13 protein-coding genes are annotated in these 14,379 nt (G+C 62.6%); all 13 read left to right on the top strand.

Annotated features, from left to right (window positions below; all coding sequences use genetic code 11):
* Positions 1-8 precede the first annotated feature (8 nt).
* The 13 genes from AAFL97_RS04940 (at position 9) to AAFL97_RS04880 (ending at position 14,187) form a co-directional block, all read left to right on the top strand.
* Positions 9-953, top strand: coding sequence for a LysR family transcriptional regulator (locus AAFL97_RS04940; RefSeq protein ID WP_046602329.1), 945 nt, complete (start codon positions 9-11; stop codon positions 951-953).
* Positions 950-1,222 (top strand): EexN family lipoprotein, encoded by a 273-nt coding sequence (locus tag AAFL97_RS04935; RefSeq protein WP_079452816.1) that lies wholly within the window; start codon positions 950-952, stop codon positions 1,220-1,222. Before AAFL97_RS04940 ends, AAFL97_RS04935 begins: the two co-directional genes overlap by 4 nt.
* A gap of 250 nt (positions 1,223-1,472) precedes the next feature.
* A complete protein-coding gene (locus tag AAFL97_RS04930) occupies positions 1,473-3,464 on the top strand; it encodes a conjugal transfer protein TraG (RefSeq protein WP_445954525.1) in 1,992 nt (663 codons plus the stop codon).
* Positions 3,461-3,937 carry a CopG family transcriptional regulator gene (locus AAFL97_RS04925; RefSeq protein ID WP_341643973.1) on the top strand — a complete coding sequence of 159 codons (477 nt, stop codon included), beginning with the start codon at positions 3,461-3,463 and terminating at the stop codon, positions 3,935-3,937. The genes AAFL97_RS04930 and AAFL97_RS04925 overlap by 4 nt, the downstream gene beginning before the upstream one ends.
* Entirely contained in the window at positions 3,934-4,296 is a 363-nt protein-coding gene (locus AAFL97_RS04920; protein ID WP_445954469.1) for a hypothetical protein, read from the top strand. The genes AAFL97_RS04925 and AAFL97_RS04920 overlap by 4 nt, the downstream gene beginning before the upstream one ends.
* A complete protein-coding gene (trbJ, locus tag AAFL97_RS04915) occupies positions 4,293-5,036 on the top strand; it encodes a P-type conjugative transfer protein TrbJ (protein WP_341643972.1) in 744 nt (247 codons plus the stop codon). The genes AAFL97_RS04920 and trbJ overlap by 4 nt, the downstream gene beginning before the upstream one ends.
* A 27-nt stretch (positions 5,037-5,063) precedes the next feature.
* The gene (locus AAFL97_RS04910) at positions 5,064-5,363 is read left to right on the top strand and encodes a hypothetical protein (RefSeq protein WP_445954468.1); all 300 of its coding nucleotides are present in this window, start codon (positions 5,064-5,066) and stop codon (positions 5,361-5,363) included.
* On the top strand, positions 5,360-6,748 hold the full coding sequence (gene trbL / locus AAFL97_RS04905; protein ID WP_341643970.1) for a P-type conjugative transfer protein TrbL: 1,389 nt from the start codon (positions 5,360-5,362) through the stop codon (positions 6,746-6,748). Before AAFL97_RS04910 ends, trbL begins: the two co-directional genes overlap by 4 nt.
* Before the next feature lie 17 nt (positions 6,749-6,765).
* Positions 6,766-7,470 (top strand): conjugal transfer protein TrbF, encoded by a 705-nt coding sequence (gene trbF / locus AAFL97_RS04900; RefSeq protein WP_019439181.1) that lies wholly within the window; start codon positions 6,766-6,768, stop codon positions 7,468-7,470.
* Positions 7,467-8,471, top strand: a complete 1,005-nt coding sequence (gene trbG / locus AAFL97_RS04895) for a P-type conjugative transfer protein TrbG (RefSeq protein ID WP_341643969.1) — start codon at positions 7,467-7,469, stop codon at positions 8,469-8,471. The genes trbF and trbG overlap by 4 nt, the downstream gene beginning before the upstream one ends.
* Before the next feature lie 2 nt (positions 8,472-8,473).
* Positions 8,474-9,751 carry a TrbI/VirB10 family protein gene (locus AAFL97_RS04890; protein WP_341643968.1) on the top strand — a complete coding sequence of 426 codons (1,278 nt, stop codon included), beginning with the start codon at positions 8,474-8,476 and terminating at the stop codon, positions 9,749-9,751.
* Positions 9,748-9,960, top strand: coding sequence for a DUF2274 domain-containing protein (locus tag AAFL97_RS04885; RefSeq protein ID WP_341643967.1), 213 nt, complete (start codon positions 9,748-9,750; stop codon positions 9,958-9,960). The genes AAFL97_RS04890 and AAFL97_RS04885 overlap by 4 nt, the downstream gene beginning before the upstream one ends.
* 255 nt (positions 9,961-10,215) lie before the next feature.
* On the top strand, positions 10,216-14,187 hold the full coding sequence (locus AAFL97_RS04880) for a reverse transcriptase domain-containing protein (protein ID WP_341643966.1): 3,972 nt from the start codon (positions 10,216-10,218) through the stop codon (positions 14,185-14,187).
* The last annotated feature ends 192 nt before the right edge of the window (positions 14,188-14,379 follow it).

The raw sequence follows: 14,379 nt of genomic DNA, 5'->3' as shown, positions 1-14,379 counted from the left end.
GGCGCACGATGGAGCTTCGGCATCTGCGCTGTTTCCTGGCTGTGGCCGAAGAACTCCACTTCGCCCGTGCCGCCGAGCGGCTGCACATCGAGCAATCGCCGCTGTCTCGCACCATCAAGGAACTGGAAGAAGACCTGGGCGAACAGTTGTTTAACCGCACAAGTCGCAGCACACGGCTGACGCGGGCGGGCAAGCTGTTCTTGGAGCATGTACCGCGTATCTTCACTGCCTTGCAGCAGGCCCGTGACAGCGTACAGGCGGCGGTCAATGGCTTTCATTGGCAATTGCGCATTGCCCTATCCGACGGCATCACGCCGTCGCGCCTGCCGACCTTGTTGGCGTTGTGCCGGCAGGAGGAACCCGAAGTAGATATCCGTCTGTTCGAGGTGCCGCTGTCACAGCAGATCAAGGGACTGCGTGATGACCTCTATGACGTGGGTTTCGCGCAGTCCGATGAAGTGGGCGATGGAATCACTGCTGAGGCAGTCTGGAGTGATCCCCTGATGGTGGCAGTGCCTGCGCGGCATCCGCTGCTCAGGCACAAACGCATCCCGCTGGAAGAGGTGTTGCGCCATCCTCTGGTGCTGTGCGATGCACAAGTATGCGAAGGCCATGCTCGCCAGGTCGAGCGTGTGCTACGCCGCTCAGATATGGAACCGCTGATTGCCGAGCGGGTCGCGTCCTGCGATTTGATGATGGCATTGGTGTCGGCGGGCTTTGCGCTGGGGATCACTGGAGCACCGCACATTGCGGCCAGCCGCGAATCCGGCGTTGTCGCCCGTCCACTCGCGGGGCGTGCGCCCATGCTGACGACTTATGTGCTGCATCGGGAAGGCGAATCCTCGGGCGTGCTGGCGCGCTTCATCGAGCGCGTGCAGGCCATCGAATCTCCAGAAGGCCGCAGATCCCCACCACCTGTTGAGCCTGATCTTCAAGAGGAAATCGAGCCATGACCATGAAGTTGCTTTTTCCGTTCCTGTTGGTTGCTTTGCTCGCGGCCTGCGGCCCGTCGGAGACGCCTAAGAAGGAAGTCAATGTGCCAACCGTGGAAGAGCTGGCAGCCAATCCCGAGCGACTGAAGGAACTGCGCCGCCAGTGCAAGACCGAGCGCCCGACGATGGGCGAGCTGCTGTGCAACCGGGTGGCAGAGGCGACGAACAAGCGCTTCTTTGGCGACGGCAAGGTGCCTTACACACCACCGGAAACGCTGCCGAAGTTCTGACCGTTGGCGGCTTGCCGCGTATCTTAGTTTTCTTTCTCGACACGCCGCAGCGCGCCCACGCTTGCGGCGTTTTTACGGGTTTCGTCCCTGCATGAAACCATGCTTTTTGCATCACCTTGCTGCCGATAACAGTCTTTGACCGGCACTGAACCGGCACCGATCCTGACCTCTGCGGCACGCCTTTGTGCCGCGTTTTCCACGGGGAATCAGCGCAGGAGAGATCGGAGGTCAGGGTATGCAGGCTCAGGGGGTGTTGTCCGGGCAGATCGCCGCCGTGTTCGGCATCGTGATCGCCAGTGTGTGGGGCGCCACGCAATGGACAGCCGCCGCCTTGGGCTACCAGCTACGCCTGGGCTCGCCCTGGTTCGACTTCCACGGTACACCGGTCTATTACCCGTGGAAGCTGTTCGAGTGGTGGTTCCTCTTCGACGCCTACGCGCCGCAGGTGTTCGACACCGGCGGCATGATCGCGGCAAGCGGCGGCCTGCTGGCCGTGGCGGTCGCCATCGCCATGTCGGTGTGGCGCTCGCGTCAGGCGCGCAAGGTGACGACCTATGGCTCGGCCCGTTGGGCCGATGCCGCCGACATTCGCAAGGCCGGGCTGACGCAGCCTGCTGGTGTCTTTCTCGGTCAGCATGACGGCCACTATCTGCGGCACGAAGGGCCGGAACACGTCCTGACCTTTGCGCCGACGCGCTCCGGCAAGGGCGTGGGCCTGGTGGTGCCGACATTGTTGAGTTGGCCCGCGTCCGCCGTCATCCACGATATCAAAGGTGAGAACTGGCAGATCACAGCCGGCTGGCGCTCGCGCTTCTCGCACTGCCTGCTGTTCAACCCGACCGATGCCAGTTCGGCGGCCTACAACCCGCTGCTGGAAGTGCGGCGCGGCGCGCATGAGGTGCGCGACGTGCAGAACATCGCGGACATTCTAGTTGACCCCGAAGGCGCACTGGAGAAACGCAACCACTGGGAGAAGACCAGTCACGCGCTGCTGGTCGGTGCCATCCTGCATGTGCTCTACGCCGGCGAGGACAAGACGCTGCGCGGCGTCGCCAACTTCCTCAGTGATCCGGCCAGTCCGTTCGAACTGACCTTGCACCGGATGATGACGACCAAGCACCTGGGCGATGCCCAGCACCCCGTCGTTGCATCCGCTGCTCGCGAAGTGCTCAACAAAAGCGACAACGAGCGCTCGGGCGTGCTCTCCACCGCCATGTCTTTCCTCGGTCTGTACCGTGATCCGACCGTGGCCGAAGTCACTTCGCGCTGCGACTGGCGCATTGCCGATCTGATTGCTGCCGAGCATCCGGTATCACTGTACCTGGTGGTGCCTCCTTCGGACATCAGCCGCACCAAGCCGCTGATCCGGCTGATCCTCAACCAGATCGGGCGGCGGCTCACCGAATCGCTTGACGGCTCCGACGGCATCGCCCGCCGCCACAAGCTGCTGCTGATGCTCGATGAGTTTCCGGCGCTGGGTCGCCTGGACTTCTTCGAGACAGCGCTGGCCTTCATGGCGGGCTATGGCATCCGCAGCTTCCTGATCGCGCAGTCGCTCAACCAGATCGACAAGGCGTATGGGCAGAACCATTCGATTCTGGACAACTGCCATGTGCGTGTGACGTTCGCCACGAACGACGAACGCACGGCCAAACGCATTTCTGAAACCTTGGGTACGGCCACTGAGTTGCGCGCGCAGCGTAACTACGCAGGCCACCGGCTTGCACCGTGGCTGGGGCATCTGATGGTGTCGCGCCAGGAAACCGCACGGCCACTGCTGACGCCGGGCGAAGTGATGCAGCTCCCACCTGATGAGTCCGTGGTGATGGTGTCCAGCGTCGCGCCGATCAAGGCGAAGAAGCTGCGCTATTTCGCCGACACCAATTTCATGCACAGGGTATTGCCGCCGCCTGCGGTGACAGCAGGCCGCTATGCCGATGTGCCGCCAGCACGACCTGACGACTGGAGCGGCCTCGCAATACCGGTGATTCCTGCGGCACCGGCCACGGCATCCAGCGATGACCAGGAGACCTTGGGCTCGACCGACGACGGCGGCCCACGCCGCCAGCCCGAACTGTCCGAAGCCATCGTCTATGCCCCCGAGATGGATGCCCCGAGCAGCGACTTGTGGCTGCTCGATGACGACGACATGCCCTCGGTGCTTCCTGGCCAGCTCGACCCCGCCTTGCAACGCACGGCGCGGCTGGCATCGCTGAACCCCAACGACGGAATCGACCTATGAGCCAATACCGATTGAACTTGTTCATCCAGCACGAGCACGCCAAGCGCCTGGACGAGTTGGCCGCCAAGAAAGGCGTCTCGAAGTCCAGCATCGTCGCCGCTGCCTTGGCATCCTGGCTGTCGCCCGATGCCGGCGACCAGCGCGAGGCCGCCATTGCCAAGCGGCTGGATCGCCTGTCGCGGCAAGCCGAGCGGCTGGAGCGCGACCAGAACATCCAGATCGAAACGCTGGCGCTGTTCGTCCGCTACTACCTGACCGTCAGCACGCCGGTGCCGGAGGCCCATCAGGATGCGGCTCGCGCTCAGGGCAAGGCGCGTTTCGAGCAGTTCGTCGAACAGTTGGGCCGCCACCTGCTGCGCGGCCGCAGCCTGGTGCGGGACGTGGTGGAGGAACTGCATCCCGACCCGATGCGGATGGATGACGCGGCGGCGATGGCAGCCGCCCATGAACGCACTGCGGAGCGTGCGTCATGAGTGCCGTTCCACAGATCCCGCCCGATCCACGCTCATCCGCTGCGGCGTCCCAGGATCGCCGCATCCAGATGCTGCGCACGGCGATGGGGCCGGTGATCGCTGCTGCGCTGGAAGACCCGGACGTGGTGGAAGTGATGCTCAACCCCGACCGGACATTGTGGGTGGATCGGCTGTCCTCTGGCCGTGCGCCGCTTGGAGTCGAACTGCCCGAAGCCGATGGCGAACGCATCATCCGACTGGTCGCCGCCCATGTTGGAGCGGAGGTGCATCGCGGCCTCGATTGGGCTGCCGACCTGTTGCCGTCCTCACCGGCAGCAGCGTCCTTCCTCGCTTCTCAACGACCGGAGGTTTCACCATGAAGACCCAACCCCGTTTGCTGTCCGCCTCGCTTGCCGCCGTGCTGTCGGTGTCGCTGCTGGCCGTCCAGCCCGCGTCCGCGCTGACGGTGTTCGACCCGTCGAACTTCGTGCAGAACACGCTGACCGCCATCCGCACGCTGGAGCAGATCAACAACCAGATCAACCAACTCCAGAACGAAGCCCAGATGCTGATGAACCAGGCGCGTAATCTGGCGAATCTGGACTTCAACGTCGTCAATCGCTTGCGTTCGACACTGGCGACCACCGAGCGGCTGATCGCCGAGGCACGCGGCCTGGCCTACGACGTGCAGAGCATGGATGCCACCTTCGCCCGGCTGTACCCGGAGCAGTACGCCGCGACGGTCAGCGGCGACCAGATGCTGCGCGACGCGCAGGAACGCTGGAAAAACACCTTGAAAGGTCTGCATACCGCGATGCGGATGCAGGCGCAGGTGTCGCAGAACCTGGCGCAAGACGAAAGCGCGCTGTCCGATCTGGTCAGCCGGAGTCAGTCCGCAACCGGCGCGCTGCAAGCCATGCAGGCGACCAACCAGCTTCTGGCCCTGCAGGCCAAGCAATCCATCCAGGCGCAACAGCTCCAGATCACACAGGAACGCGCCGCCGCGCTGGAACTGGCACGCCAGGCGGCGGCTGTCGAACGTGGCCGTGAAGTGACGCGCCGCTTCCTCGGTGATGGCACGCCCTACACGCCGCAGCGCGTGGATTTCTACGGCAACTGACGGGAGACGACCATGCGATGCGTTTCCTTGCTGCTGCTCGTGCTGCTGGTCGCTTGCAGCCAGCAGCCGACCGAAGACCTGGCCGCTGCCTTGGCCGCCGATCCCGTGCGGCTCAAGGCTTTGCGTGAGCAGTGTGCCGCCGATAGGACGGCCGCAGGCGAAGACGCCTGCCAGGCCGCGGCCGACGCTTTCCGGCGGCGCTTTTTCGCCGGTGAAACCGGGCCTGACGAGTTCCGCACGCTGGCCGATCTGCCGCCGATCCCGCCGAGCTTCGACACACCCATCAGTGACCAGGACGCCATGCCCTTCGAGGGGGACGTGCCATGAATGACGTGACAGTGATCGACCGCTTTCTTGCCACCTTCTCGCGCTACGTCGACTCGGGCTTTGGGCTGCTGCAGGGCGAAGTCGCGTTCCTCACCGCCACGCTGATCGTCATCGACATGACCATCGCTGGGCTGTACTGGGCGATGAGCCACGCCACCGGCCAGGGCGACGACGTGATCGCCAAGCTGCTGCGCAAGGTGCTCTACGTCGGCGCCTTCGCCTACATCATCAACAACTTCAACTGGCTGGCCAGCATCGTCTTCCGTTCGTTCGCGGGCCTGGGCCTGACGGCCAGCGGCTCGACGATGAGCATGGGCGAATTCCTGCAACCGGGACGCTTGGCCAAGACCGGCATCGACGCGGCAGCGCCGATCCTTGAGCAGATCAGTGACATGGCGGGCTTCCCCGAAGTGTTCGTGAACATGACGCCCATCGTGGTCATGTTCCTGGCTTGGGCGGTGGTGATCCTGTGCTTCTTCGTGTTGGCGATCCAGCTTTTCATCACGCTGATCGAGTTCAAGCTGACCACGCTCGCGGGCTTCGTGCTGGTGCCGTTTGCGCTGTGGAACAAGACCAGCTTCCTCGCCGAGAAAGTGCTGGGCAACGTGGTGTCTTCGGGCATCAAGGTGCTGGTGCTGGCCGTCATCGTCGGCATCGGCTCGGGCCTATTTGCAGAGTTCCAGGTGCATCCAGCCGAGCCGTCCATCGACCATGCGGTGGTCATCATGCTGGCCTCGCTCACGCTGCTGGCGCTGGGGATCTTCGGCCCAGGCATCGCCACCGGGCTGGTCTCCGGCGCACCGCAGTTGGGTGCCGGGGCAATGGCTGGTGCTGCGATTGGTGCCGCAGGCGCGGCGGTGGCCGTAGGTGCTGCGGCCACCGGCGTGGGCGGTGCCGTGATGGCTGGAGCGCGCATGGCACCGGCTGCCGCCAAGCTCGCCGGGTCTGGTGCGCGGGCTGCGACATCGGCGGCGGGCAGCGCGAAGTCGGCATTCCAGGCCGGTTCTGCCGCTGCGGGCGGCGGAGCCAAGGGCGCGATGGCAGGGCTGGGCAATGTCGCCAAGGGCGGCGCACAGGCGGCAGGTCAACGCGCCGGTGCAGGCATCAAAGCGGCGGCGGCCAAGGCGGCCGCGCCATTCAAAGCAGGCTGGCAAGGCGCTGGCGCAGATGGCGGCTCAGGCGGTGGCACGGCTGGGCCAGCCACCACAGGCGATGCCGCTGGCGACACGGCCAACGCGCAGAAGCAGGAACAACCCGGCTGGGCCAAGCGCCTGCAACGCCGCCAACGACTCACCCAGGCCACCACCACTGCCGCGCACACGCTGCGCGGTGGCGACGGCGGCGGCTCGGGCCAAGGCCCGAGCCTGCGGGATTCCGATAGCTGACTTTCAAGGAGAACTCCATGCGATTCAAACGACCGCAGGTGCGCTATGCCGATACGCCACAGCCTGCCACTCCGTATCAAGCCGCTGCCCAAGTGTGGGACGAGCGCATCGGCTCGGCCCGCGTGCAGGCGAAAAACTGGCGGCTGATGGCCTTTGGCTGCCTGGTGCTCGCGCTGCTGATGGCCGGTGGCCTGGTGTGGCGCTCAGCACAGTCCATCGTCACGCCCTACGTCATCGAGGTCGATCAGTCCGGCCAGGTGCGCACCGTGGGCGAAGCGGCCACGCCGTACCGGCCCACTGATGCCCAGACGGCACACCACATCGCGCGCTTCGTGACGCTGGTGCGCTCGCTGTCCATCGACCCCATCGTTGTGCGCCAGAACTGGCTCGACGCCTACGACTACACCACCGACCGGGGCGCGGCGGTGCTCAACGACTACGCGCGGGTGAATGACCCGTTCGCCCGCATCGGCAAGGAGTCGGTGACGGTGCAGATCACCAGTGTGGTTCGCGCCAGCGATGCGTCGTTCAACGTGCGCTGGACAGAACGCCGCTACGTCAATGGCGCGGCGGCCGGGCTGGAGCGATGGACGGCGGTGGTGTCCATCGTGCAGCAGACCCCGCGCACCGAAGAACGCCTGCGCCGTAACCCGCTGGGCATCTACGTCAATGGCTTGTCGTGGAGCCGTGAACTGGATTCTTCTGAAGGAGCCAAACCATGAATGCACATTTCCGTAAAACCGCATTGCCGGTGATCCTGCTGGCATCGACTGTTCTGTTTGCGGGCTGCGCCACGCAGGGCAAACCGCCGCCGGTCATTTCGCTCGATGAGCCGGTGCAGGCGCAGCCATTGCCCGAGCCGCCCAAACCCATCGAAGTCGTGGCTGTGCCCGAGCCGTTGGCATTGCCCGCACAGTTGAAGCCGCTGCCGGACGTTGTTGCGGCCCCGACCACGCCGGAGCCTGCCGACGAGAAGGTGCGCGTCTCCCGCGCCAATGCCGAAGCACGCATCGCACCAACCCGCGAAGGCTACGTCAATGCGATCCAGGTCTGGCCCTTCACGGATGGCGCGCTCTACCAGGTCTATGCGGCCGTGGGCCGCGTGACGGTGATCGCGCTCCAGCCCGGCGAGGAACTGGTGACGGTCGCTGCCGGCGACACGGTGCGCTGGATCGTGGGCGACACCTCCAGCGGCAGCGGGGCCGATCTGCGCGTCAATGTGCTGGTCAAACCAATCCGTTCCGGGTTGAAGACCAATCTGGTCATCACCACCAGCCGCAGGACGTACCTGCTGGAACTGACTTCGACCGACAAGACATGGATGGCGTCGGTGTCCTGGGACTACCCCAAGGATCGAATGCTGGCCTTGCAGCGCCAGGCACAGGCTGCCAACGCTGTCGCTCCGGTCGATGCGGGTCTGTCGTTGGAGAACATCCGCTTTCGCTATGCAATCAGCGGCAGCAATCCGCCGTGGAAGCCGCTGCGGGCGTTCGATGATGGCGAGAAGGTTTATATCCAGTTCCCGGCAGGCATCGCCCAGGGCGAGTTGCCGCCGCTGTTTGTCATCGGCACGCAGGGCGACGGGCAACTGGTGAACTATCGCTTCCGCTCGCCGTACTACATCGTGGATCGGCTGTTCGGCGCGGCCGAACTGCGCCTGGGGGCCGACAAGGGCGACGCGGTGCGCATCGAGCGCACGGATGGCATCGCCGGGAGGAACTGAACATGAGCCAGGACGATACTCCCGACCTTGCCACGCCGCAGGCGGACAAGGAGGCACCCGAGGCGGTGGCGCTGCGCGCCCAACCGCGCCCGGTCACGCGCCTGAACCGGCGCACGCTGGCCATCCTCGCCGGAGGCTTGTCGGTCGGCGTGATGGGCGCACTGATCTGGTCGCTGCAACCGCAGCAACGCGGCGCGGGCGAATCCACCGAGTTGTACAACGTGGATCGTGTCTCGAAGTCGGAAGGGCTGGATGCGCTGCCGACGGACTATTCCAAGCTGCCAGCGCTGCCACCTGACGTGCCGGAGCTGGGGCCGCCGTTGCCGGGTGATCTGGGGCCAGTCATCGTGAACTCGCAGCAGCCGGTCGCCGCCACCTATGCCACGCCGGGTTACGACCCCAACGATGCGCTGCGCAAGGAGGCAGAAGCGGCGGCAGCTTCATCGGTGTTCTTCCGCACCGGCTCCCCGCAGGCGGCGCCCGTGGCGCAGTCGCAGGTCGCCGCCGCGCTGGGCTTTGCCGCCAATGCAGCCTTCGACCCGCTGGCCGCTGGCCCGGCCTCGACGGCGGCCCAACCCACTGATCCGACTGCCGTGCAAAACCGGCAAGACCAGAAAGAGGCGTTCCTGACAGGCGGCTCTACGGAAACCCGTAACTCCGGCAACCTGCAAATGCCCACCTCGCCGTATCAGGTGATGGCCGGAACGGTCATTGCCGGGGCACTGGTCACGGGCATCAAGTCGGACTTGCCGGGCGACGTGATCGCCGCGGTGACGGAGCCGATCTATGACACGGCCACAGGCAAGTTCCTACTGATCCCGCAGGGTTCGCGCATCCTGGGCAAGTACAACAGCCAGGTCAGCTACGGCCAGAGCCGCGTGCAGGTGGTGTGGAACCGCATCATCCTGCCGGATACGTCTTCGCTCACGCTCGACAATCTGGTCGGCACCGATCCGGCAGGCTACGCCGGTCTGGAGGATGACGTGGACTGGCATTGGGATCAGATCTTTGCCGGTGCCGTGCTGACCACGCTGCTGGGCGTGGGAGCCGAGTTGGCCGCCCCCGAGAACCGCCAGGACGGTGATCGCGTCATCATCGCCGGACGCGACAGCTTGCAGGACACCGTGAACCAGGTCGGCCAGGAAGTGACCCGGCGCAACCTCAACATCCAGCCCACGCTGACCAGTCGCCCGGGCTTGCCGGTGCGCATCATCGTCAACCGCGATCTGGTGCTGCGGCCTTATCAGCCGCTTTTCTTCAACAAGGGGACTTCACGATGAGCACGACCAGGAAACTGCGGCTGGGTCCGCTGCCCAAGACCGAGAGCATCAAGCTGACCTTCGCTTGCCCGGCCAGCCTGAAAGCCGACCTCGACCGCTACGCCTCGCTGCACGCGCAGGCGTATGGCGAGGCGGTCGATGCGGCGACACTGATCCCGTACATACTGGGGGCGTTCATGGCGGGGGATCGGGGATTCAGAAAAAGATAAACTAAACAGGAGGTAACAAAATACAAACTAAATTTTATAATGCCTGGAGTGGACCAACTCAACGCATCGTCATGACAGCATCTGTTGCGCCCTAGAAGCACTGCGGCGCACCACATTTTGCGTTGAATTTGCCTAATGCGCAGCGCAGGTACTGCAATCCATGCTGCAGATTGATCCTAACCTGATGGGCTTTAGTTTGACTTCGTATGCTGTCAGGTGTTCGGGGCGCGTGCGCAACAAGAACAAGGGGAATGAGTGTCTATTATCAAAGAAGAGTATCGAGATCTTCCGCCAAAAGGCGATAAGCTCTGTGATGTGGTTGTCCTCGCACAAGCATGGAAGAAGTCGCATACCTACATCCGCCGCCATAACTGGTATGCGGATGTTTTGGAGTTAGATGCTTCAACCATCGACCTGGAAAATCAGCTAAAGCATTGGGCAGCTCAAGTTTGCCAAGCCGATTTCCGACCGAAGGATTTGCAGCTCGTTCCCGCGCCCAAGAACGCTCATTGGTGGTTTCGCCCGATACCCACGATTACTTCCGAACAATTGTTGGAGCTTAACGTCGATGACCTAGGCAGTGAGCCGACGTTTGACGATTGGACGCCCAGCGAGCCAAGTCTGGGAGAAAATCCTGGTGTGCAGACAGAACAAGAACAGCCACGCCTGAAGCTGCGACCACTGGCCCACTTGTCTATTCGTGACCAAACCTTGGCGACGGCGGTAATGATGTGCTTGGCGGAGGCTGTTGAGTCTGCGCAGGGCGATACGACGGGCGCAGATATAGGGGCAATGCGCGCCAGTGGGGTGGTGAGCTATGGCAATCGGCTGCACTGCACATGGGTAGTCAATGCTGGCGTCCGGCCCCGCGCCAAATTTTCCTGGGGAAACAGCAGAACATATCGCCAGTACTTCCAAGATTACCGGGCGTTCCTCGCACGCCCTCGACGGGTCTGTGCGGATTTGGCGCATCAACTGCGGCCACGACGAGAGCTGTTCGTGGTGTCTTTGGATATCAAGTCGTTCTTTGATCATGTCGATCGCGACGCCTTGCTCGCAGAGTTGAAGGTCTTCGAGGAGGAGCATCAGGCGGAACACGGGTTGCCTGACTGGGCGGCGGCAGACGCACAATTCTGGGAGCGAGTTGCGCGAATCTTCTCTTGGCAGTGGCGCGCTGATGATCAGCAAGAGGCCGCACTGATTCGCGGCGAAGAGCATCAAGAGCTTGAGCTCGGGCTGCCCCAAGGGCTCGTCGCCTCGGGCTTTCTGGCAAACGCCTATTTGATTCGTTTCGACCGCGACATGCAAAAGTCTGTAGCCGATGGGACCATGGTCGGCGACGACGTCAAGCTGCTGGACTACTGCAGATATGTCGATGACATGCGTCTCGTTGTCGAGGCCAAGAGTGGGGCTGGCGGGCTTGGTCAGGCTGCGTTGTTGGAACATGTCAAAAATTATGTGACCTCAGTTCTGAAGGCACATTGCGAGCGCATGGGTGCGCGGAGATCACTTGAACTGTCGTTAGATAAGTGTGTGGCCACCTCATACCGAGCGATCTCGGCGCAGAGTCACGTGTCCGCTTTGATGGAGATGCTTAACGCAGAGTTGAGTGGGACCTTTGACCTAGAGTCTCTGGCACAGGCGGCGGGCGGCCTTGATGGGCTATTGTGGGTATCTGAGCAGATTGAAAGCGTCGCCGATCCCGCGCCATCTCGATTGGGCTTGGCTACGGTTGCTGTGCCCAACACTGACGTGAGAGACGACACCGTGAAGCGGTTCGTCGCGACGCGAATTGCCCAGTTGATGCGGCATCGGTTGGCGATGACGGATCTCGAAAGTCCGGCTGGCTCATCCGAGACTATTAGTGACCACGTGACACAGGGAGTGGTGCTGTCTCATGAGTTCGAATCGACGGCACGCAAGCTCATCAAATGCTGGGCCGAGAATCCTGCGCTGGTCTTGCTGCTGCGGTGTGGCTTGGACCTGTTCCCTCACCCCCGCCTATTGAGTCCCGTGACCGAGGCACTCAGCATCAAGCTTTTCGACGTGGCGGCGGGTCTGGACGCAGCAAAGCGCAGGCAAGTGCGCGTAGCAGAGTATGTTCTGGCGGACCTTTTGCGAGCGGGTGCGGTGGAGACTGGCTTCCGTGAGCCGGAGGATTACCCGGAGGGCGTTGATATTCAAGGTTACCGCGAGGATCTCGGCGGAATAGCGCGTCGCATTTTGACTGAACGGACTTCATCGCCTTGGTATCTCCGCCAGCAGGCCCGCCTGTATCTGGCTTCTATCGGTGATGCGTCACTCGCTATGGTGGTCGAAGTTGCCCCCGAGGTACAGGCGTACGCCGCATTGCAACGCGCGGCCCTGTTTGAGCCCGTGCGAGGTGAAGCGCTGAGAGATGTCATACCCTTAGCGATCGTGGCGCAGCAGTTGCAGCCGAATGTACGGCGCTTCGGTGTGTGGTTGTCGGAAGGGTTGCGGCGCACAGATGAAGAAGGGATTCGGGAGGCTGTTGTGCAATCCGTGGCGCTGAGTCGTCCGGATTTGTTGATGGCAGCGCTGAATGGGCGACGGGCCGCAAACTGGCGCCAATTTGTGCCAGCCGCGTTGGTCCAAGCCACCAAGCGGCAAAGCAACTCTCGGAGGCATTCGGCTAAGTTGAAGGGTGTTCAGTCCCTCCTGCAAATCATCAGCGAGCCTAACAACCTTTTCGACCAAGAAAATTCTCTGCTCATGCTCGCTGATGCGTTACTTCGATACCAGGGCGTGGAAGAGCAGTTGTCTGCGGGGAAGAGCGCCGTTGACATCATGCTTCGGTGCGAGGATTGGCAAAAGCTATCGGAAATGCCTGAGCAGCCGGGCTTCTTGCATGTGGAGTCAATTGAAGGAGGAGATGCGACAAACCCACTGTACGACAGTCCTCCTTGGGTGGCACCCGAAAAGGCTTGGCTCTACGGACTGGGGCGTATCCTGCGCTCGGCCCTTACCGGAGAGTTTGACTTCACGAGCCGTCGCTACCTTGTCACCGAGGAGGTGGGCCGATACAGTGGCCTGCGCAGCACTTGGTTCAAACGTCGTTTCGGCCTTTTGAACTCCGGACGTGGGTTGCTGGACGAGCCTGGGCCAGTGTCGCCGTGGCTCTCCAGCCTGCTTTCGACGCTCCTGCAATGGCCAGGAGTTGAGTTTCGCGCAAACGCAGCGTCGGCAGCGGGCGATGTCCGGACCGCAGCCGAGCTGCTTGCGCTTGTTCAAGAGCGCATCGTGGCGCAGCGCACACTGTTTGGCCACCGAAGCAATACACCGATGTACGTGGTGCCTGTGGATGATCATGAGCCCTTGCAGGATCGGCCATTGCGCGTGGCCATCGTTCAGCCGATGCGCCCGCGGCGAGAAGAGTTTGATGACAAAGACCCGACGCATTGGACGCCGGGAACTTTGGCAGAACATCGTCGCCATCTGGCTGAGGTTTGCAGGCTGACTCATCAGAAGCTCAAGACCTGGTCATCGGCAAGCTATGCACCTACATCCAACAAGAGCGATGAGCCGGTAGTCGATGTCATTCTGTTCCCGGAGTTGGCCGTGCATCCGGAGCACGTCTTTTTGCTGAGGCGACTTTCAGACAAGATCCGAGCCAACATTTTTACCGGCTTGACATTCCTTCATTCGCGCAAGGCTGGCGGCATCGTCAATCAAGGCCTGTGGCTGATTCGAACTGAGTCTGCAGGCCACGGGCGGGCATTCCAGTACGCTTGGCAAGGCAAGCAGCATCCGATGAAGGACGAGGTGAGGATGGGTGTGAAGGGCCACCGGCCACATGTGACGCTGGTCGAGTTGCCGATTGGCGCCAAGACCCGCACACGCATTGCAGCGGCCATTTGCTACGACGCGACGGACTTGGACCTTGTGGCCGACCTTCGTGACAGATCGGACATGTTCTTGGTCGCAGCGCTGAATCAAGATGTGCAGACGTTCGACAATATGGTGGCTGCGTTGCATTTCCACATGTACCAACCGGTTGTCCTCGCCAACTCAGGCGAGTTTGGCGGATCGACGGCACAGGTGCCGCTGCCCAAGCACGAGCGTCTCATCGCACATGTGCATGGAAATCAGCAGGTCGCTGTCAGCGTGTTTGAAGTTGACCCTTCTATCTTCAAATCCACGGCAGCAGCCAAGGCTCCGAAAGCTCTAAAGGCGCCGCCGGCTGGATACAAGGGGCGGCCCCGATGACGGGACGAAATCAAGAAAGTGAAGTCCAGAAGCAGTAAGGACCCTATGAGCGATAAGCCCGATCAGCTTGCGAAACGATAGGCGAGATTGAGAAACCAGTCCGTTGCCACTTTGATATTCGGCTCGCCACAGCGCGCTTCGGCTTGCTTTCCCCAGGCCCTCATGTGGCTCCCAGCCCACAACGCCGCATCC

The sequence above is a fragment of the Thauera sp. SDU_THAU2 genome (assembly GCF_038260575.1).
Lineage (GTDB): Bacteria > Pseudomonadota > Gammaproteobacteria > Burkholderiales > Rhodocyclaceae > Thauera.
Note: the sequence above shows the minus strand (reverse complement) of the source record. Positions and strands in the feature narration are given on the sequence as shown.

Excerpts from the sequence above, each read along its gene's own strand:
- trbG (WP_341643969.1), top strand. The coding sequence starts at position 7,467 with ATGAATGCACATTTCCGTAAAACCGCATTGCCGGTGATCCTGCTGGCA.
- trbF (WP_019439181.1), top strand. The coding sequence starts at position 6,766 with ATGCGATTCAAACGACCGCAGGTGCGCTATGCCGATACGCCACAGCCT.
- AAFL97_RS04940 (WP_046602329.1), top strand. The coding sequence starts at position 9 with ATGGAGCTTCGGCATCTGCGCTGTTTCCTGGCTGTGGCCGAAGAACTC.
- AAFL97_RS04885 (WP_341643967.1), top strand. The coding sequence starts at position 9,748 with ATGAGCACGACCAGGAAACTGCGGCTGGGTCCGCTGCCCAAGACCGAG.
- AAFL97_RS04890 (WP_341643968.1), top strand. The coding sequence starts at position 8,474 with ATGAGCCAGGACGATACTCCCGACCTTGCCACGCCGCAGGCGGACAAG.
- AAFL97_RS04935 (WP_079452816.1), top strand. The coding sequence starts at position 950 with ATGACCATGAAGTTGCTTTTTCCGTTCCTGTTGGTTGCTTTGCTCGCG.
- trbJ (WP_341643972.1), top strand. The coding sequence starts at position 4,293 with ATGAAGACCCAACCCCGTTTGCTGTCCGCCTCGCTTGCCGCCGTGCTG.
- AAFL97_RS04925 (WP_341643973.1), top strand. The coding sequence starts at position 3,461 with ATGAGCCAATACCGATTGAACTTGTTCATCCAGCACGAGCACGCCAAG.
- trbL (WP_341643970.1), top strand. The coding sequence starts at position 5,360 with ATGAATGACGTGACAGTGATCGACCGCTTTCTTGCCACCTTCTCGCGC.
- AAFL97_RS04920 (WP_445954469.1), top strand. The coding sequence starts at position 3,934 with ATGAGTGCCGTTCCACAGATCCCGCCCGATCCACGCTCATCCGCTGCG.